General features: G+C 46.8%; 19 protein-coding genes. 5 read left to right on the forward strand and 14 right to left on the reverse strand.

Annotated elements, in window-relative coordinates:
- Nucleotides 1-52 precede the first annotated feature (52 nt).
- Both Q0230_RS01830 and Q0230_RS01835 read left to right on the forward strand, forming a co-directional pair.
- A complete protein-coding gene (locus tag Q0230_RS01830; RefSeq protein ID WP_298607566.1) occupies nucleotides 53-2,086 on the forward strand; it encodes a reprolysin-like metallopeptidase in 2,034 nt (677 codons plus the stop codon).
- A complete protein-coding gene (locus Q0230_RS01835) occupies nucleotides 2,083-2,511 on the forward strand; it encodes a hypothetical protein (RefSeq protein ID WP_298607569.1) in 429 nt (142 codons plus the stop codon). Before Q0230_RS01830 ends, Q0230_RS01835 begins: the two co-directional genes overlap by 4 nt.
- On the opposite strand, the gene rpiA is transcribed toward Q0230_RS01835, so the two are convergent.
- Complete coding sequence (gene rpiA, locus Q0230_RS01840; protein WP_298607572.1) at nucleotides 2,508-3,167, reverse strand: ribose-5-phosphate isomerase RpiA; 660 nt, start codon at nucleotides 3,165-3,167, stop codon at nucleotides 2,508-2,510. The two genes, Q0230_RS01835 and rpiA, sit on opposite strands and share 4 nt — an antisense overlap.
- Before the next feature lie 79 nt (nucleotides 3,168-3,246).
- Here rpiA and ilvA point away from each other — a divergent pair, with 79 nt between their 5' ends.
- Nucleotides 3,247-4,770, forward strand: coding sequence for a threonine ammonia-lyase, biosynthetic (gene ilvA / locus Q0230_RS01845; protein WP_298607574.1), 1,524 nt, complete (start codon nucleotides 3,247-3,249; stop codon nucleotides 4,768-4,770).
- A 61-nt stretch (nucleotides 4,771-4,831) separates the two neighbouring features.
- Here the strand turns inward: ilvA and Q0230_RS01850 are convergent, their stop codons facing one another.
- Nucleotides 4,832-5,671, reverse strand: coding sequence for a nucleotidyl transferase AbiEii/AbiGii toxin family protein (locus Q0230_RS01850; protein WP_298607576.1), 840 nt, complete (start codon nucleotides 5,669-5,671; stop codon nucleotides 4,832-4,834).
- Nucleotides 5,662-6,306: a hypothetical protein gene (locus tag Q0230_RS01855; protein ID WP_298607579.1), complete on the reverse strand. Its 645-nt coding sequence runs from the start codon at nucleotides 6,304-6,306 to the stop codon at nucleotides 5,662-5,664. The genes Q0230_RS01850 and Q0230_RS01855 overlap by 10 nt, the downstream gene beginning before the upstream one ends.
- Nucleotides 6,307-6,401: 95 nt before the next feature.
- Here Q0230_RS01855 and Q0230_RS01860 point away from each other — a divergent pair, with 95 nt between their 5' ends.
- Nucleotides 6,402-6,854 carry a DUF6196 family protein gene (locus tag Q0230_RS01860; protein ID WP_298607582.1) on the forward strand — a complete coding sequence of 151 codons (453 nt, stop codon included), beginning with the start codon at nucleotides 6,402-6,404 and terminating at the stop codon, nucleotides 6,852-6,854.
- A gap of 115 nt (nucleotides 6,855-6,969) precedes the next feature.
- On the opposite strand, the gene Q0230_RS01865 is transcribed toward Q0230_RS01860, so the two are convergent.
- On the reverse strand, nucleotides 6,970-7,212 hold the full coding sequence (locus tag Q0230_RS01865; protein ID WP_298607585.1) for an antitoxin: 243 nt from the start codon (nucleotides 7,210-7,212) through the stop codon (nucleotides 6,970-6,972).
- A 120-nt stretch (nucleotides 7,213-7,332) separates the two neighbouring features.
- On the reverse strand, nucleotides 7,333-7,524 hold the full coding sequence (locus tag Q0230_RS01870; RefSeq protein WP_298607587.1) for a hypothetical protein: 192 nt from the start codon (nucleotides 7,522-7,524) through the stop codon (nucleotides 7,333-7,335).
- Nucleotides 7,525-7,864: 340 nt separating this feature from the next.
- Here Q0230_RS01870 and Q0230_RS01875 point away from each other — a divergent pair, with 340 nt between their 5' ends.
- Nucleotides 7,865-8,047: a hypothetical protein gene (locus Q0230_RS01875; RefSeq protein ID WP_298607589.1), complete on the forward strand. Its 183-nt coding sequence runs from the start codon at nucleotides 7,865-7,867 to the stop codon at nucleotides 8,045-8,047.
- Here the strand turns inward: Q0230_RS01875 and Q0230_RS01880 are convergent.
- The 9 genes from Q0230_RS01880 to Q0230_RS01920 form a co-directional block, all read right to left on the reverse strand.
- A complete protein-coding gene (locus Q0230_RS01880) occupies nucleotides 8,034-8,618 on the reverse strand; it encodes a DUF2889 domain-containing protein (protein WP_298607591.1) in 585 nt (194 codons plus the stop codon). The genes Q0230_RS01875 and Q0230_RS01880 overlap by 14 nt on opposite strands.
- Nucleotides 8,619-8,629: 11 nt before the next feature.
- Nucleotides 8,630-9,523, reverse strand: coding sequence for a hydroxymethylglutaryl-CoA lyase (locus Q0230_RS01885; RefSeq protein WP_367274122.1), 894 nt, complete (start codon nucleotides 9,521-9,523; stop codon nucleotides 8,630-8,632).
- Complete coding sequence (locus Q0230_RS01890; protein WP_298607596.1) at nucleotides 9,516-11,516, reverse strand: acetyl/propionyl/methylcrotonyl-CoA carboxylase subunit alpha; 2,001 nt, start codon at nucleotides 11,514-11,516, stop codon at nucleotides 9,516-9,518. The genes Q0230_RS01885 and Q0230_RS01890 overlap by 8 nt, the downstream gene beginning before the upstream one ends.
- A 10-nt stretch (nucleotides 11,517-11,526) precedes the next feature.
- Nucleotides 11,527-13,140, reverse strand: coding sequence for a carboxyl transferase domain-containing protein (locus tag Q0230_RS01895; protein WP_367274118.1), 1,614 nt, complete (start codon nucleotides 13,138-13,140; stop codon nucleotides 11,527-11,529).
- Nucleotides 13,134-13,736: a 2-hydroxychromene-2-carboxylate isomerase gene (locus tag Q0230_RS01900; RefSeq protein ID WP_298607600.1), complete on the reverse strand. Its 603-nt coding sequence runs from the start codon at nucleotides 13,734-13,736 to the stop codon at nucleotides 13,134-13,136. The genes Q0230_RS01895 and Q0230_RS01900 overlap by 7 nt, the downstream gene beginning before the upstream one ends.
- Nucleotides 13,737-14,873, reverse strand: coding sequence for an acyl-CoA dehydrogenase family protein (locus tag Q0230_RS01905; protein ID WP_298607602.1), 1,137 nt, complete (start codon nucleotides 14,871-14,873; stop codon nucleotides 13,737-13,739). It lies immediately after the preceding gene.
- Between the two features lie 123 nt (nucleotides 14,874-14,996).
- Nucleotides 14,997-16,178 carry an acetyl-CoA C-acetyltransferase gene (locus tag Q0230_RS01910; protein ID WP_298607604.1) on the reverse strand — a complete coding sequence of 394 codons (1,182 nt, stop codon included), beginning with the start codon at nucleotides 16,176-16,178 and terminating at the stop codon, nucleotides 14,997-14,999.
- Nucleotides 16,179-16,186: 8 nt separating this feature from the next.
- Complete coding sequence (locus Q0230_RS01915) at nucleotides 16,187-17,347, reverse strand: isovaleryl-CoA dehydrogenase (protein WP_298607789.1); 1,161 nt, start codon at nucleotides 17,345-17,347, stop codon at nucleotides 16,187-16,189.
- 113 nt (nucleotides 17,348-17,460) lie between these two features.
- The gene (locus Q0230_RS01920; protein WP_298607606.1) at nucleotides 17,461-18,699 is read right to left on the reverse strand and encodes a DUF1501 domain-containing protein; all 1,239 of its coding nucleotides are present in this window, start codon (nucleotides 18,697-18,699) and stop codon (nucleotides 17,461-17,463) included.
- Between the last annotated feature and the right edge of the window lie 13 nt (nucleotides 18,700-18,712).

Raw genomic sequence — 18,712 nt, forward strand, 5'->3', positions numbered from 1 at the left:
TCACTGCGCTTAGGGCTACATAGCGCAGGATTTACACCCAGGAATAATAAAAATGAAAAAACAACTCTCCAGCGTCATTCTGGCTATTTTAGGTTTAGCAGCGCCCAAGCTTTATGCTAATGAGGCGCTCTGGACTGATATTCAAACTCGCCAAACCGGCGCAACCCTGATTCAACAACGTAATTTATCTTTAAATGAGTCAGCCTTACATAACCTGCTAATTAATGCTGGCTCTGAACCCAGTTTAAGCCTGCCTTTACCCAGCGGTGGCTTTGCTAAAGTCCAACTGCTTCCAGTAGAAACACTCAGCCCAATAGTCGCCGCGCAATTCCCTGATTGGCAAACTTGGCAAATTAAAGGCTTAGATGGGCAAGTCATTTCCGGTCGAGCCGAACTCACGGCTTTAGGCTTTACGGCAATGTTAGTGATGCAGAATGGGGATACTTTATTTATTGACCCCACCACTGCGACTACCAAATCAGCCGAACGGTCTTATCGCAGTTTAAGCAAACAAACTAATTCCGGGTTATTCAAGAATAACTTCCACTGCGCTACTCATGAGGTGGCACATGATGATGCTCATACTGAAACGGCTCCAGTGATAGCTGCGCGCGCGGGTGAAGATTTAAAAACCTATGATATTGCTATTGCAGCTACGGGCGAATACACCCAATATCATGGGGGCAGTAAAACCACGGCCTTAAGTGCGATTACTACGACGATCAATCGCATGAATGAAATTTACCAACGCGACTTAAGCATTAAGCTGCGCTTGGTGAGTGGGGTAACGACTCTTTATAGCGACTCTACCACTGACCCTTATTCAACTTCTGGTTCTACGCGGCTGAAAGAAAATCAAACGGTATTGGACAATTTGATTGGCAGTGAAAATTATGATGTGGGTCATTTATTTACGACTGGCGATGGTGGTCTTGCAGTAGTAGAGGGTGCTTGTCGTAATAGTTATAAAGCCCAAGGGGTGAGCGGCTGGAATACACCTACTGGGGATATTTTTGCGATTGATTATGTAGCACATGAAATGGGTCATCAATTCGGTGCTACCCATACCTTCAATAGCGAATCGGGTAGTTGTTCAGGGAGTAATCGTATTGGTAAAACTGCTTATGAACCGGGTAGCGGGAGCACGATTATGTCTTATGCGGGGATTTGCTCACCCGATAATATTCAAGCCCATAGCGATGCCATGTTCCATTCCGGCTCGATCAATCAAATCACTACTTACACTCAAAGCAGCACCGGTGCGACGTGTGCAGATAGCACTAGCTTAAGCAATGCTAATCCAGTAGTGAATGCTGGCCAAGACTATACAATTCCAGCCCGCACACCTTTTATCCTTACTGGCAGTGCGACTGATGGCAATAGCGATACCCTGACCTATTCTTGGGAGCAAATTGATTTAGGCACCGCCTCCAAAGTCGATATAGATACCGGCGATAATGCGTTAGTGCGTGCACAGTTGCCTAGCAGCTCACCCAGCCGCACGATTCCACGCTTGAGTGATTTATTCTCTAGTAGCCATACTTATGGTGAAACCTTAGCTAGCCAAACTCGACCGCTGAATTTCCGTTTACAAGCCCGCGATGGGAAAGGTGGTATTGGTTCGGATGATATGGTCGTACAAGTTCAAGACACGGGGTCTGCGTTTGAAGTGACTGCACCAAAGAATGCGAGCCTAAATGCAGGTAGTGCGCTGAATGTGACTTGGAATGTAGCAAAAACGGATCAAGCACCAATTAGCTGCGCCAATGTCGATATTGCTCTGAATATGAGCAGCACGACCACCAATGAAAATTTCCAAACCTTACTCAGCAATACACCGAATGATGGTGCCGCCAGCGTGACGCTGCCGAGTACCTTAGGTACAAAAAATACGATTCGTGTGAAATGCAGTAATAATATTTTCTTTGCATTATCTGATGCGAACCCGACCTCAGCAGAAACTGGTAGCTCTGGCGGAGTTTATACTAACGGTGGTACAGGTTCTTTCCCGCTTGAATTAGTGCTATTAGTTGGCTTTGGAGTTTTCTTCCGTCAACGCTTTGCTACTCAAGGAACACAAGCATGAATCTTGTTAAATCTGTATTAACCACCCTAATCTTAACGAGTTTAGGTTTAGCTGTGGGAGCCTGTCGGGAAATGCCAAGTAATCAAGTTTCTAGCAATACAACGCAAATGCCACAGCAAACTGTCTCTACAGAAGATGCACAATTCGTGAAAAAACTCATTGAATTACAAAGCAAAAACCCTAAGCAAGATGCACAAGCGGCCATTGCAAGAGGTGAGCGTTATTTTCTGTGTAATGCAGGCCGCAGCCGTACCGTCCCGGGCTTAAAAGCTGAAGTGTATGCGAGTGCACAAGGTCAATGTCCGACCCGCTGTTTGGATGGCGTCACGGACGCTTTATACGGCGAAAATCACGCCAAATACCTAAGTGCTGCTTTAGAGTATTCGGCGCAGTGGAATCAAGTAATGATTAATGCTTGCTATTAAGCGGTTAAGGTTTTGATGCCCTCCGGTGTGCCTAGAATGAGCACATCGGCAGGGCGTAAGGCAAATAAGCCATTCGTCACTACACCTGGAATATGGTTGAGCTGGCTCTCTAAGTGTTTAGCGTCCGTAATGGCTAAACCATGCACATCAACAATCACATTACCATTATCCGTCGTGCAGTTCGGGCGCAAGACCGGCTTACCACCCAATTTCACAATCTCGCGTGAAACTAACTCTCGTGCCATCGGAATGACTTCAATCGGTAGTGGGAATTTACCTAAGACATCCACTAACTTCGTACCATCTGCAATACAAACGAATTTATCACTCGCCCCCGCGACGATTTTCTCACGTGTTAAAGCTGCACCGCCGCCTTTAATTAACTGTAATTGATGATTCGACTCATCCGCACCATCCACATATAAAGCTAACTGCCCCGCTTCATTTAAGTCAAGCACACGAATTCCATGCTTTTGTAAGCGCTCAGCACTGGCAATGGAACTGGCAACTGTCGCTTCCAGTTTAATTTTCATTTGTGCCAATAAATCAATGAAGTAATTCGCGGTAGAGCCTGTACCAATGCCAATAATTGAGCCAGCTTCGACATATGCGAGTGCGGCTTGCGCGGCGGCTTTTTTCATCTCATCTTGAGTCATCGTAATACATCACCTAATGCTTGCGTTGGGAGTTTGGCCTATACTACCTGACCCGCAACTGCTGCGACACTGAGTAGATATGAATACCGCTGATAAATCCTTAATCGAACGCATCCTGACCGCCCGTGTTTATGACGTGGCGAAAGAGACTCCTTTAGATTTTGCCAAAAATCTTAGCCAGCGTTTGAATAATCGAATTTTCCTGAAGCGCGAAGATTTGCAACCCGTATTTTCTTTCAAATTACGGGGTGCGTTTAATCGCATGTTTCAGCTCACCCCTGAAGAACGCGCACGTGGCATCGTTGCTGCCTCTGCAGGTAATCATGCGCAAGGTGTCGCTTTATCTGGGAAAACCTTAGGGATTAGAACAATTATTGTCATGCCTAAAGTCGCACCTGATATTAAAATTAATGCAGTGAAATCTTTCGGTGGTGAAGTTGTTATTCATGGGAACAATTTTGATGAAGCCTATGCACATGCTCGGCATTTAGAACAAGAAGAAGGGATGACCTTTGTGCATCCTTTTGATGATCTGGATGTGATTGCAGGCCAAGGCACGATTGCTATGGAACTCTTACGCCAGCATCAAGATCCGATTGATGCAATTTTCCTTGCAGTAGGTGGCGGCGGTTTAATTTCAGGGGTAGCGAGTTACCTCAAATACCTCTATCCCAGCACTAAGGTGATTAGTGTTGAACATGAAGAAGCCCCTACTCTGCACGACTCTTTTAAAGCAGGCAAACGAGTACAACTGTCTCAAGTAGGTACTTTTGCCGATGGTGCTGCGGTTAAGTTAATTGGTGAACAAACCTTCGCGATTGCTCAACAAGTAGTCGATGATGTAATTCTAGTGAACACCGATGAAACCTGTGCAGCCATCAAAGATGTGTTTGAAGAAACCCGCACTTTACTAGAGCCAGCCGGCGCTCTAGGGGTGGCTGGGATTAAAAAGTATGTCGCAGAGCAAGGTTGGGAAGGCAAAAATATAGTCACGATTACCAGTGGTGCGAACATTAACTTCGACCGTTTGCGCCATGTGGCGGAACGCGCTGAATTAGGTGAAGGCCGCGAAATTCTGTTAGCGGTTACTATTCCAGAACAACCGGGTAGCTTCCGCCAATTCTGTCGCGCGGTAGGGAATCGGGCTATTACTGAATTCAACTACCGCTATGCCGACTCTAAAGCGGCTCAAGTTTTTGCAGGGGTCAAGATTCCCGGTGGCAAAGGTGAACGCGAAAAGCTGATTAATGAATTAAAAGCTCAAAACTATTCCTTCATTGATATGACCGACAATGAAGTGGCCAAAGTGCATTTACGCTATATGGTCGGTGGGCATGGGCAAGGTGTTGAGAATGAATTGATTTACCGCTTCATGTTCCCTGAGCGCCCCGGTGCTTTATTACACTTTTTAACCAGCATGAGCGCAGGCTGGAATATTAGTTTGTTCCACTATCGCAATCACGGCTCAGATTTCGGACGGGTCTTAGTTGGAATTCAAGTTCCATCCGCAGAGCGTGAGGAGTTTAAGCAAACCCTAGATCAGTTAGCTTATGAGTATTGGGACGAGACCGATAATCCGGCTTATCAGCGCTTTTTGGGTTGATTTTTCTACAAACAAGGAGCGTGCTTTAATTAAAGCACGCTGGTCTAACAACTAAATTTAATTAAAATGATGCCATCATTTGTTGAGTCAACTGTAGAAAGTATTCTTTTGACCAAATATTTAACACTTTGCTATCAGGCACAAACTTTTCTACATCTTGTTTAGCACTCTCAAAATCTACAATCTGGATACGCTGCTGCAAAAGTTTTTTTAACTCTGCTTCAGAAATTGAGCTTTGGTGAATTGCACCACTTTCGAAACTGCGCCTAGCGAAATGCTCTAAATTAGGCCTAACCTTGTGACGTACATACCATTCAAAATCGAACCAATCCCGTCCCTTTACACGATTCTTCCATTGCCTAAATAGCAATGCATGCAACTTACCAGCAAATAAATCAGACAAGGTAAAACATTTTACATAAAAAGAAAACGGTTGTAGCAAGAGCCTTTCTTCCGTAGAAAAGCCTAAAGGGGGTAAAGTATCAACCTCTAATTTGATTTTGATTTTGCGGCTATGGCTAATAGTTAAGCTGAACACTTGAGTATTATTTTTCAAGAAGGCTGATTCAATTTGGCTATCAACAGTCTTCTGCTTAACTGTAATATCAACTTCTAAGCCTAAAGCCTGAAACTCTTCAATCACAGCTTTGAAATAGGGTTGCAAAGAAAAACCTGCTTTAGGCTGTAATAAAGAAAAATCTAAGTCTTCTGAAAAACGAGGCAAGCCATAAAAAATACGTAAACAAGTACCTCCATAAAAAGCAGCCTGTTCGAAAAACCCCGCACGATTAAGACCTGCTAAGGCTATTTCCTGCATCACCTCTCGAAGTGCTTGATCTTGTTGCTCAACCAAAGTTAAAGGATAACGATTCAACATTTGCTCTAAGACAGTCATTGCCATTGTTTGATTGCCTCATATAGATGTTTTAACAGTTCAACTTTATGTCCAACTTGTTCATAAGCTGCAACTATAGTTAAGTCAATCACTTGAGCTTCTTCCCTATCAAAACGTAAGTCATTCAGTAAAAACTGCTGCATAGACTTGACTGAATGTATCCGTAACTGACGAGTTAATATCAAGCGGTCACATAACGCTTTTGCGGGTGTTGCTAACAAGCAATAGCTGCCAGTCGTTAGCTGTATAGATTGCATACCAATAGGATATAAGCCCTGAGGTAAATGTTGATAAGAGAAACGCCCTAGTTCAGTTTCAAAAAGTTGACTACGGCGGATAGTTACAGAAGTGACTTCCAGCACAGTTTCTGGGATTAGACCGTAATGCCATAACGCATAATCTAGTGATACACAAGAGGGGCCATACAATAGATTAGCCACTAGTAACCGCTCTATTGGCTTGCCACTTACTTCAGGCGATACAACATACAACCCACGTTTTACAGGCAGTAATACTCCATCTTCTAACCAACGAGCAATTTTATTATTGGGTGTTTTGTAGTTTTTCAGGACCGAACATACTGTTTGATGCATCAACGGAATATTGCCAAACTGTTTGAGTTGAACAGTGCTTTTCGACATAAAAACCCGTTAAAAATGACAACTTAATTGCATTAAATCAAACTAACTATACATAATCAACGTAAATGTTTTCTAAAAAAGTGGAGCAAATTTAGATGTATATCAGCAATGAAACTACTGAGCAGACTGAGCAACGTTTACGCTCAGTGATTGCTCAAGCTCATTTTCAGGCTTATACAGGAAGCTATGCATTTTTGGAGTTTCCTGTGGAGACATTTCCGCAGGAAATGGTCAACCAAGCTTTAGCTTTGGTACGGGATCAGCAAGTGTGGAGTGCTTTAGTACCCTATCAACAGCCAGATGCTGAACTATTCGCTCTCTTCTCTTTTCATTTTCCAGCTAATGTTGATAACTCTGGTTTTGTTGGCTGGTTAGCCACTCACTTAAAAACCACCTTAGGCACAGGCGTTATGGTAATTTGCGGCCAAAACTCCAAACAAGGTGGCATTTTTGATTACTGGGGAGTGCCTTTTTCTATGCAAGAAGATGCTTTGAGTGAGCTTGAAAAGTTAAGAAAATCTGCAGTATTAACTGCTCAAACTAGCTAAACATTTGACTACTGGTTTAGCTTAACCAGTTTTCTATCAACAAATTTGGCACGCGTTGAAACTCGCTAAGATTATCTGTAACCAAGGTAAAACCTAGGTGACGAGTAGACATAACTCAAAACTCTAGGTCATCAATAGGAAGTCTATCAATGCTCTTAGGGAACTCTTCATCCCGCTTGGGCTGAGTTTTTAGAAACTCTAACAAACTCTGTTTTGTAATTGGCTCGATAATTAAGTACTTACCCTTGCGATGGATAATAGCCTCTGAGCCTTCCAACTCAAACTCTCTAGGAATACGAATAGCTTGATTGCGTCCATTGCGAAATAGGCGTACATGACGGTGCTCATTAGTATGCATCAGCAAGCCTCCTTTAATGTATGCTTATGGCATAGGCTAATACACTATAAGATTGCTGCTTACTTGTCCTTTTATCTGAGGCTCAAAAGGTTAAATCTGAAAGTTTAAACTTGTGTTGACCTACACCAACAAAAGACAAATCAAGCCTGCTAAAAAATAATAAGTTCCATATTGAAACGACAAGGGTTTCTTAAAGCTTTCAGGGAAAAATTGCTCCAGCGTCGGGAAAAAATAGCGCGCCGTGCCGATAATAAGGGCTGTTATTCCTGCTAAGAGTAGTAATACACCGGCTACACCTAATAGATCTTTCATGTTTGCCTTTACAGTCGTGAGTTAATTTGCTGAATAAGCTTGCACGTCTAGCGGGCATCGGTCAAATTAGCCTCAGGGTTAGGGCAAGGCGCGGCGGTTCTTGGAGCAATACGGTCGACTATCTGCGGTGTGCGGTTCGTAATTGGAATCGTCCTACTGATCGAGGCATCATTCTGGGATTTCGAGTTTGTGCCTTCTCCCTGGCTGCTGATTGCTGAATTCTGTTTTCTGAATACTGCTTTCTGTTATTCTGATTAGTAGCCCCTCTCCAAGCGAGGAGAGGGGTTGGGGTGAGGTTGAATCTGCCACGTAGCGGCACGAATTTTTTTAGAGCGGATAGATGCCTAAAGTTTTCGACAATTTATATCCACAGTTGATCGACTTCGGCAATCTTTATCTTGCTTGGCAACGGGCTGCCAAAGGCAAACGTGGCAATCCTTCCGTGGCTCATTTTGAGCTGCGCTTAGCCGAAGAACTCCTGCAATTACAAGCTGACGAGATCAAACACTTTACTCATGCTTAGCCCCTGTATAAAACTCTGGCCACTGCCGCTTTACGACTTCCCCATCGCTCGCCAAGGCGATACAGGTATCTAAAATTCCCAATTTCTTCCGAGTAAAATTTTTATCCTCACGCTTCCGTTGTTCGGCACGCTCCTCCAAAGCAGCATGCATAGTTTGATAGGCCGTATTCGCAATTGGGGTGAGTAAATCAATCAAGTGGGTACAAGAAACCTCGGTGCTAATCCGCTCACGAACTTCCTTCAGCCAGCCCTTGCCCATACGCAAACCAATTAGACGCGGCATCACTTTAGCGGCTTGGAAGCAAATCGGAAAAGGCGTCTCATCAGAAATAGCCACCGCATCATGAATCAGAAAATCTAAATCGAGAGTCAAGCGCACCCGCATATTGTGCACATTTTCACCCGCCCGAATCAGGCCGCCGCGATGTTCAGGATCATAACTACAATCATAGGAACGTTGATCGGTTAGATGCGCCTCAATATCCCAGAGGCCATCCTCACGCTTAAAACCTTCACATTGGATACTACGATGATGTAATTTCGTGCGTTTGACACTGCTCGCTAAGGCCATCCGTGCTCACCTTAAATCTGATATAAAGCCCGCCCTACCTTAGAAGCTGGCAAGCGCCCCAAACTATCTGAAATAAACCGCCCCGCTTCTAGCAATTTAGGCAAATCCACACCTGTTTCAATGCCCATCCCATTCAGCATATACAACACATCTTCAGTAGCGACATTACCACTCGCCCCCTTAGCATAAGGGCAACCACCCAAGCCTGAGACTGAGCTATCAATCGTCGCCACCCCTAACTGCAATACTGCGAAAAGATTCGCTAAGCCCTGCCCATAGGTATCATGAAAATGTGCGGCTAACTGCTCAATCGGCACACGTTTGGCGACTTCATGAATCATAGCTTGGGCTTTTAAAGGCGTACCCACACCGACGGTATCGCCCAAGGAGATTTCATAGCAGCCCATGTCATACAGCTTGCTAGCAACCTCTGCTACTTTCTCAGGGGCAATTTCACCTTCATACGGGCAACCGAGTACACAAGAGACATAACCACGCACTTTAATCTGCTGCGCTTGAGCTTGTTGTATCACGGCCTCAAAGCGCTCAAGGCTTTCGGCAATACTGCAATTGGTGTTTTTCTGCGCAAAAGTCTCAGAGGCAGCAGCGAAAATGGCAATCTCTTGTACACCTGCTGCAAGCGCGCCTTCCATGCCTTTGAGATTAGGCACTAGCATCGGGTAACTTACCCCTGCACGCTGTTGAATACCAGTATACACCTCTGCGCTACCTGCCATCTGAGGAACCCATTTGGGCGATACGAAACTGCCAACCTCAACCACCGACAAACCTGCATCAACCAGCTTTTCTACTAAAGCAATTTTGGTTTCTAAACTCACAGGCGTTGGTTCGTTTTGTAAGCCATCGCGTGGCCCGACTTCGACGATTTTCACACGTTTAGGCAGGCTCATGGCTTTGCTCCAAGCTGAGTAACACATCGCCATCTTTGACCTGATCGCCAACTTGGAAATAAATTTCTTTAACTTCGCCAGCGTGCGGTGCGGTGATGGTGTGCTCCATTTTCATGGCTACTACGATCATTAAGGCATCGCCTGCTTGTACCTTAGCGCCCACCTCGACTTGTACCGCAACCACAGCTCCCGGCATCGGTGCAGTTAAATTGCCACCGTGTACACTAGTCTCATCCACTTCATGCACTGGATCATGTAGGCGTAACTCCCAAGCCTTGCCCCCCCATAATACGGTGGAATTATCCAAGACTTTAGCGCGGAAGGTTTTTTGCCCTAAAGTCACTAGCCATTCGTACTCACCCAAGCGCTCACCACTTAAGCGCTGTTCACCTTGTGGGGTTTGCACATAATAAGCATCCGCACGATAACAACCTTGTACCGGATACAGTTCTTCGCCCAATTGGAACTCAAAACTATCCATCCCCTCCTGATTCATCCGCCACGCATCGGCAATTGCCCACGGTGAATAAGGATCAGTGCTACTGGCTTGAGTTTGGCTAGCTTGCTCTTGGCGCGAGACTAACTCCGCTAAACAAGCGGCTGCCAACACCTCATTCGGTGGCGTACTCGCTTTGGGGAATAGCGCCTCCAAATGCTGCTCAATAAAACCGGTATCCAATTTTGCCGCAGCAAAATCAGGCAAGCTCGACAAAGTGGACAGGAAAACTAAATTGGTTTTCACACCACTAATATAATAATCACTCAAGGCGGCCTGTAAGCGTTGTAAAGCTTGATTACGATCCGCACCCCAGACGATCAATTTAGCGATCATTGGATCGTAGAACATGCTGACTTCATCGCCTTGACGCACGCCAGTATCAATGCGCACATACTCGGTTTCGGTTGGCGCATGTAGATAAGTTAAGCGCCCCGTAGCAGGTAAGAAATCGCGCTCAGGGGTTTCGGCATAGACGCGCGCTTCAAACGCATGCCCATTGATTTTGAGCTGCTCTTGCGTGAGTGGCAGTGGCTCGCCATTCGCTACACGCAATTGCCACTCGACCAAATCCTGCCCTGAAATCATTTCCGTGACCGGATGTTCGACCTGCAAGCGGGTATTCATTTCCATAAAGAAAAATTCGCCGCTTTGATCCAGCAGAAACTCCACTGTCCCTGCGCCCACATAGCCAATCGCCTTGGCGGCATTAATCGCCGCTTGCCCCATTGCCTGACGTAATTCCGGCGTCATACCGGGTGCGGGTGCTTCTTCAATCACTTTCTGGTGGCGACGTTGAATCGAGCAATCACGCTCAAATACGTGCACCACATTACCGAGTGTATCGGCAAATACTTGCAACTCAATATGGCGCGGTTTCTGTAAATAGCGCTCAATCAACACGCTATCATTGCCAAACGAAGAAATCGCTTCCCGCTTGGCAGAAGCTAATGCAGCATCAAACTCGGCAAAGTTTTTTACTACACGCATCCCCTTACCACCGCCGCCCGCGCTGGCTTTGATCAGTTGTGGATAGCCGATGACTTGCGATTGTTCACGCAGTAAGTCGATGCTTTGATCTGCGCCATGATAGCCGGGTACGAGTGGCACTTGCGCTTCAGTCATTAAGCGCTTGGACTCGCTTTTTAAGCCCATCGCAATAATCGCTTGGGTCGGTGGACCAATGAACACTATGCCTGCTTGTTTGCAACTTTCGGCAAACCCAGCATTTTCGGATAAGAAACCATAGCCCGGATGGATGGCTTGAGCGCCGGATAATTTCGCGATTTCTAAGATTTTATCGGCGCGTAAATAGCTTTCCGCAGCAGGGGCTTCACCGATCCAATAGGCTTCGTCGCAGGCTTTGACGTGCTGGGCGTGGGCGTCGGCAGTGGAATAAACCGCGACGGTTTTTATACCTAAGCGTCTTGCGGTGCGTGCAACTCGGCAGGCAATTTCGCCACGATTGGCAATCAGGATTTTAGTGAACATGATTTTCTCCTTACATCCTGAAGATGCCAAAGTTGGTATCTTCAATCGGCGCATTCAAGGCAGAAGCTAAACTAAGCGCCAAGACTTTACGCGTATCTTTCGGGTCAATAATCCCATCATCCCACAGCCTTGCACTCGCGTAATACGGATGTCCTTGCGTTTCGTATTGCTCACGCACCGGACGCTCAAACTCGGCTTGCTCCTCAGCGCTCCAGGTTTTGCCTTGCGCTTCTAAAGCATCGCTACGTACTTGGCTCAAGACCTTGGAAGCTTGCTCGCCACCCATAACGGAAATACGCGCGTTCGGCCACATCCACAAGAAGCGCCCACCATACGCACGCCCGCACATGGCATAGTTACCCGCCCCAAAACTCCCGCCAATAATCACGGTAAATTTGGGCACTTTCGCACAGGCCACCGCTGTCACCATCTTGGCACCATCTTTGGCAATACCGCCATGCTCAGCCTTTTTACCGACCATAAAGCCGGTAATGTTTTGCAAAAATACCAACGGAATCTTGCGCTTAGCGCATAACTCGATAAAGTGTGCAGCTTTGGAGGCCGACTCAGAAAACAAAATCCCATTATTAGCAACAATGCCCACCGGATAACCATGAATATGCGCAAAGCCACAGACAATGGTCGTGCCATAGAGCTTTTTAAATTCATCAAATTCGCTGCCATCTACAATCCGCGCAATCACTTCGCGAATATCGAAGGGTTTGCGTGCATCTTGCGGAATAATGCCGTATAGCTCGTGGGCGGGATATAAAGGCTCGGCAGGTTTTTGCACTTGCACCGACATGGTTTTTTTGCGATTGAGATCCGCGACAATTTCTCGCGCCATACTCAAAGCGTGGGTGTCATTCAAAGCATAATGATCGGTTACACCGGAAATGCGCGAATGGGTATCCGCCCCGCCTAACTCTTCGGCACTCACCACTTCACCCGTCGCCGCACGCACTAAAGGTGGGCCACCAAGGAAAATCGTGCCCTGCTCTTTTACGATAATGCTTTGATCGCACATGGCAGGCACATACGCACCACCTGCTGTACACGACCCCATCACGACGGCAATCTGCGGAATACCCAGTGCGGACATATTGGCTTGATTATAAAAAATCCGCCCGAAATGCTCACGATCAGGAAAGACCTCATCCTGTAGCGGCAAAAACGCACCACCCGAATCGACCAGATAAATACACGGCAAACGGTTTTCTAAAGCAATCGCTTGGGCACGCAAATGCTTTTTCACCGTAAGCGGAAAGTAAGTACCACCTTTGACCGTTGCATCATTGGCGACAATCATGCACTCCTGCCCACTCACTCGCCCAATCCCCGCAATCACGCCAGCGGCTGGCACTTCATTGTTATACATGCCATAGGCGGCGAATTGGGAGATTTCTAAAAAGGGCGAGCCTTTATCCAGCAATACGCGAATGCGTTCACGCGGTAACAGTTTGCCCCGCTCTAAATGCTTTTGACGGGCTTTTTCGCCCCCGCCTAAGCTGATTTGGGCAACTTTAGCGCGTAAGTCATCGACTTGTGTTTGCATGGCGGCGGCATTGGCGCGGAAATCTTCCGAGCGACTATTCACTGTGGTGCTTACTACGCTCATTACCAACCTCCTCGCGCTAACCATTGCTCAACTTGTGGAATCCGATCATTTCCCCAGAACTGTTCACCATCGACCACCACAAACGGCGAACCAAATACCCCTTTATCCAAGGATTCTTGCACGGCGGTTTTAAAGCGCTCTTTTACGGCATCGGTTTGAATCGCGGCCTCTAGCGCTTCGGCATCAATCCCTTCAGCACTAGCCACCCGTTTAATCGTCTCTAGCTGTAATAAATCTTGCCCCTCAGCAAAGGCAGCTTTATACGCGGCTTTAGCAAAGCGTTTGGCTAATGCTGGGTCTTGATCCTGCAACCAATAGAAGGCACGCCCCGCCGCTAAAGTCGCCCCCGGAAAGGTCGCAGGCATCACAAACGGCACACCTTCTAAGCGCGCAGTACGGGCAAAATCATGCGCCGAATACTCACCTACCAGCGGAATATCCAGCAAGGGCTTAGATCCCACTGCTTTAAAGGCTGGCCCCAATAAAATCGCATGCCAATTGGCTTGGTAGCCATAACGCTCAGCAATCGCATCCATTTTATAATGCGCTAAATAGCCATAAGGCGAATAGAAGTCGAAGTAAAAATCCAGAGTCTTAGCCATTTAAGCCTCCATAATTTGGCGCGTAATCACCATACGTTGAATATCGCTTGTGCCTTCATAAATCTGCGATACGCGCACATCGCGATAAATGCGTTCCACCGGAAAGTCATTCAAATAGCCATAACCACCTAGGGTTTGAATCGCATCCGAACAGACTTGTTCCGCCATTTCCGAGGCAAATAACTTGCCCATACAGGCTTCTTTTAAACACGGCTCACCCGCATCGCGTAACCGTGCTGCATTCAAAACCAGTAAGCGTGCTGCCTCAATCTTAGTTGCCATATCCGCTAAACGGAAAGCCACCGCCTGATGCTCAATAATCGGTTTACCAAAACTAGTGCGTTCTTGCGCATAAGCTAAAGCCGCTTCATAGGCAGCCCGCGCCATCCCGATACATTGCGCAGCAATGCCAATGCGTCCGCCTTCCAGATTACTCAAAGCAATCTTGTAGCCTTCGCCTTCTTTGCTGAGTAAATGAGTTGCTGGAACACGGCAATCTTCAAAGAAAATCGAGGCGGTATCGGAAGCATGTTGCCCCATTTTCTTTTCAATGCTGGCGACTTTATAGCCTGCATTATTGGTGGGCACTACAAAGGCGCTAATCCCTTTTTTGCCTGCATTCGGGTCGGTGACCGCAAACACAATCGCGACTTGGGCATTCTTGCCGGAGGTGATGAATTGCTTGCTGCCGTTGATCACATAGGAATCACCGTCTTTCACCGCACGGGTTTTAATCGCGGCTGCATCCGAACCTGCGTGCGATTCTGTCAGGCAAAAGCAACCCAACATTTCACCGGAGGCAAGCGGCTTCAGATAAGTTTCTTTGAGATAATCGCTGCCATAAGTGAGGATGGGGCCACAGACGACTGAATTTTGCACGCTTAGAATGGTAGAACTAGCACCATCACCGGCGGCTACTTCTTCAATCGCCAAGGCAAGGGATACATAACCCACATTCGAGCCACCCCATTCTTCTGGTACGACCATGCCATATAAACCGAGGCCGCCCATTTCCTTGAGTTGCTGCGCGGGAAAGGTGCTATCGCGATCCCAGTCGGCTGCAAACGGCGTGACATTATCGTGGATATATTGCCGCACCGTGTTGCGAATTAAGACTTGTTCATCAGTTAGTATCATCTTGAATATCCTAGCGTTTGTCTTTAACCCCACCCTAGCCCTCCCCTTATCAAGGGAGGAAATAAGAGACTGGTTGCTATGCTATCTTCGCTCCTCCCCTGATAAGGGGAGGCTGGGAGGGGTTTAAACTAGCTCGACCGCAATCGCCGTCGCTTCACCCCCACCAATACACAAGGATGCGACACCGCGCTTCAAATTGCGTTGCTTTAAAGCTGACAACAAAGTGACAATAATGCGCGCCCCCGAAGCACCAATCGGATGCCCCAAAGCACAAGCCCCACCATTCACATTGACTTTATCATGCGGTAAATCCAGTGCTTTCATCGCTGCCATCGTTACCACCGCAAAGGCTTCATTGATCTCAAATAGATCAACCTGATCTAGTTGCCAACCAATTTTTCCCAGCAAATTTTGAATCGCATACACCGGCGCAGTAGTAAATAAAGCAGGTTTTTGCGCCAAAGTGCTATGCCCTTTAATCACAGCTAAGGGCTTTAAACCGCGCTTTTCGGCTTCGGATTGACGCATTAACACCAGTGCAGCTGCACCATCCGAAATCGAGCTAGAATTGGCTGCTGTCACCGTGCCATCTTTGCGGAAGGCGGGTTTTAAGCTTGGGATTTTATCAATGGCGGCTTTATGCGGTTGCTCATCGGTATTGATTTGCGCCTCACCTTTACGAGTTTTAACCGTAACAGGTACGATTTCGTCTTTGAAAGCACCTGTTTCAATCGTAGTTTTAGCACGTGTTAAAGAAGCAATCGCAAATTCGTCTTGCTGCTCGCGGCTGAACTGGAACATATCTGCGCATTCTTCGGCGAAAGTCCCCATTAACCGCCCTTTCTCATAAGCGTCTTCAAGGCCATCAAAGAACATATGATCTTTGATTTCACCATGCCCCATGCGTAATCCAGTGCGGGCTTTGGCGATAAAGTAAGGCGCATTGGACATGGACTCCATGCCACCTGCCACCATCACTTGATTCGTACCAGCTACCAATAAATCGTGGGCGAGCATAGTCGCCTTCATACTCGAACCGCAGACTTTATTGATGGTGGTACAACCCGCATGCAAGGGCAAACCTGCACCTAAAGCGGCTTGGCGGGCAGGTGCTTGGCCTAATCCTGCTGGCAAGACGCAACCCATAATCACTTCTTGCACCTCATCAGGGCTAATACCTGCACGCTCCACCGCACCACGAATCGCCACTGCACCTAATTCGGGTGCAGAAAGACCGGCAAAATCACCTTGAAACCCACCCATTGGGGTACGCGCTGCACTCACAATTACAATTGGATCACTCATGCTGTACCTCAACGCGTTTCATTAAACAGTTCGCGCCCAATCAACATGCGGCGAATTTCAGAAGTCCCCGCCCCAATCTCATAGAGCTTGGCATCACGCAATAAACGCCCTGTAGGGTATTCATTCATATAGCCATTGCCACCGAGAATTTGGATGGCATCCAATGCCATTTGTGTAGCTTTTTCCGCAGAATAGAGAATAGCTCCAGCAGCATCTTTACGAGTAGTTTCGCCCCGATCACAGGCTGCACCCACCGCATACACATAAGCTTTACAAGCATTGAGGCTAGTGTACATATCAGCGATTTTGCCTTGAATCAATTGGAATTCGCCGATGCTTTGCCCGAACTGTTTACGCTCATGGATGTAAGGCACAACCACATCCATACAAGCCTGCATGATACCCAACGGACCACCGGATAACACCGCACGTTCATAATCCAAACCGCTCATTAAAACGGCAGCACCACGCCCAACCTGACCGAGTACGTTTTCTTCAGGAACCTCAACATCTTCAAAGACTAACTCGCCGGTATTGGAACCCCGCATCCCAAGCTTGTCGAGCTTTTGCGCAACTTTAAAGCCGAAACTTTTCTCGACTATGAAGGTAGTCATACCTTTAGAACCAGCCTGTGGATCCGTTTTGGCATACACCACAATTACATCGGCATCAGGGCCATTGGTAATCCACATTTTAGTGCCATTCAGGACATATTTATCGCCCTTTTTCTCAGCTCGCATACGCATGCTGACTACATCCGAACCAGCACCTGGCTCTGACATAGCAAGTGCGCCAATGTGTTCACCGCTAATGAGCTTGGATAGATATTTACGCTTTTGCGCATCATTGCCATTGCGATTAATTTGATTCACGCACAGATTGGAATGTGCGCCATAGCTCAAACCAATCGAGGCGGAAGCACGGCTAATTTCTTCCATCGCCACCATGTGCGCCAAATAGCCCATCCCACTACCGCCATACTCTTCCGGCACGGTAATACCTAATAAGCCCATCTCGCCAAATTTTGGCCAAAGCTCATTGGGGAATTCATTAGAACGATCAGTTTCAGCGGCAATGGGGGCAATTTCTTGGACAGCGAAACTGCGTACTGCTTCACGCAGCATATCGACCGTTTCGCCTAGAGCAAAATTTAGACTCGAACTCATGATAACCTCTCTCCTCAGTTCGCAAGATGCCTAGATAGTAAATTACGTTTACGTAAACGTCAATAAACATCTAAGACAATACGACAGACTAGAGCAGTAACCAATTGTAGACCATCTTAAGCGATAAAATTACGCAGTTGCGGTGTATAATTCGGTATCAACTGATTAAGTGCCGTATTCCCCAGATGTTTACTTAAAACCTCAGCAAAAATATCTCGAAAATCCACGCTATGGGCTAAATAGCGCTGCAAATATAATTTTTCTTTGGCTAAGCCCGGCCAAGTCCCATAAATGCCGCCTTTCACACCGCCACCCACTGCAAACCAAGCCGAAGCATTGCCATGATCCGTACCACCACTCCCATTCTCCTCGGCGGTGCGTCCAAACTCAGTCATGGTTAAGACCAGCACATTTTGCATACTCGCACCCAAATCGGCGCAAAGAGCCGCAATACCATCTGCAAATACTTTTAATAAATTTGCTTGCGGCCCAGCAGCTCCGCCTTGACCGCTATGCGTATCCCATCCACCCAGATCAATTGCAGCAACCTCCAAGCCCACACCTTGCTTAATCAATTGGGCAGTTTGTTGCAATTGGCTTCCAAACAGATTAACCGGATAGACCGCCCCATTAGCGGGGCGATAAGCTTTTGGATCAATTTGGCGCGTTAGATCTAAATCTCGTAGTAAAGTCTGACCCGTTTGCTTTAGCAGTTTGGCATAAGGATTAATATCCTCAGGATGTTGGGCATATACTGTATTGAGGCGCGAACTTAAGCGCATTTCTTCACTATCACTGATGCCCAAATCAAAATTCGCTAAATCTTTAAGCGACGAAACTACTACATTACCGCGTAAAGCCTGAGCTAGCTCATTACCAAAGCCCACGCCACGCATACCTGTGCTATTCAGTGAGCTGGCTAAATGCCGATTGAGCCAACCATCCAAATCACTACGGAGCGCAGCGCTTTCAATAAATTGTTGGCTATCAAAATGCGACAAAGAAGCTTGTGGATAATGCACGGCTGGAAAAACTGCAACTTGCTGCTGTTGATAGAGCCGATGCAAACTTTGCATAGCTGGATGTAAACCAAAATAACCATTCAAATCCAAAGCACCATTGGTTTGCCCTGCCGGAGCAATCGCGATACCGGGGCGTAAGCGGTAGTAATCCATATCTGCATAAGGCACAACAACATTTAAACCATCACAGCCCCCACGTTGAAAAATCACCACTAAGGTTTTGGGTGCAATTGAAGCTTGCGCTGCACTCAAACGAAAAGAATCATCTAACAGCCAAGCACTTCCCGCTAAAGATGAGGAAAGCATTAACTTTAGAAAATCACGTCGTTGCATGGTCTTTATCCTT

This window comes from uncultured Thiothrix sp. (assembly GCF_937876535.1).
Taxonomy (GTDB): Bacteria; Pseudomonadota; Gammaproteobacteria; order Thiotrichales; family Thiotrichaceae; genus Thiolinea.

Coding starts and splice junctions, on each gene's coding strand:
- Q0230_RS01830 (WP_298607566.1), top strand. CDS start 53: ATGAAAAAACAACTCTCCAGCGTCATTCTGGCTATTTTAGGTTTAGCA.
- Q0230_RS01835 (WP_298607569.1), top strand. CDS start 2,083: ATGAATCTTGTTAAATCTGTATTAACCACCCTAATCTTAACGAGTTTA.
- rpiA (WP_298607572.1), bottom strand. CDS start 3,167: ATGACTCAAGATGAGATGAAAAAAGCCGCCGCGCAAGCCGCACTCGCA.
- ilvA (WP_298607574.1), top strand. CDS start 3,247: ATGAATACCGCTGATAAATCCTTAATCGAACGCATCCTGACCGCCCGT.
- Q0230_RS01850 (WP_298607576.1), bottom strand. CDS start 5,671: ATGGCAATGACTGTCTTAGAGCAAATGTTGAATCGTTATCCTTTAACT.
- Q0230_RS01855 (WP_298607579.1), bottom strand. CDS start 6,306: ATGTCGAAAAGCACTGTTCAACTCAAACAGTTTGGCAATATTCCGTTG.
- Q0230_RS01860 (WP_298607582.1), top strand. CDS start 6,402: ATGTATATCAGCAATGAAACTACTGAGCAGACTGAGCAACGTTTACGC.
- Q0230_RS01865 (WP_298607585.1), bottom strand. CDS start 7,212: ATGCATACTAATGAGCACCGTCATGTACGCCTATTTCGCAATGGACGC.
- Q0230_RS01870 (WP_298607587.1), bottom strand. CDS start 7,524: ATGAAAGATCTATTAGGTGTAGCCGGTGTATTACTACTCTTAGCAGGA.
- Q0230_RS01875 (WP_298607589.1), top strand. CDS start 7,865: ATGCCTAAAGTTTTCGACAATTTATATCCACAGTTGATCGACTTCGGC.
- Q0230_RS01880 (WP_298607591.1), bottom strand. CDS start 8,618: ATGGCCTTAGCGAGCAGTGTCAAACGCACGAAATTACATCATCGTAGT.
- Q0230_RS01890 (WP_298607596.1), bottom strand. CDS start 11,516: ATGTTCACTAAAATCCTGATTGCCAATCGTGGCGAAATTGCCTGCCGA.
- Q0230_RS01900 (WP_298607600.1), bottom strand. CDS start 13,736: ATGGCTAAGACTCTGGATTTTTACTTCGACTTCTATTCGCCTTATGGC.
- Q0230_RS01905 (WP_298607602.1), bottom strand. CDS start 14,873: ATGATACTAACTGATGAACAAGTCTTAATTCGCAACACGGTGCGGCAA.
- Q0230_RS01910 (WP_298607604.1), bottom strand. CDS start 16,178: ATGAGTGATCCAATTGTAATTGTGAGTGCAGCGCGTACCCCAATGGGT.
- Q0230_RS01920 (WP_298607606.1), bottom strand. CDS start 18,699: ATGCAACGACGTGATTTTCTAAAGTTAATGCTTTCCTCATCTTTAGCG.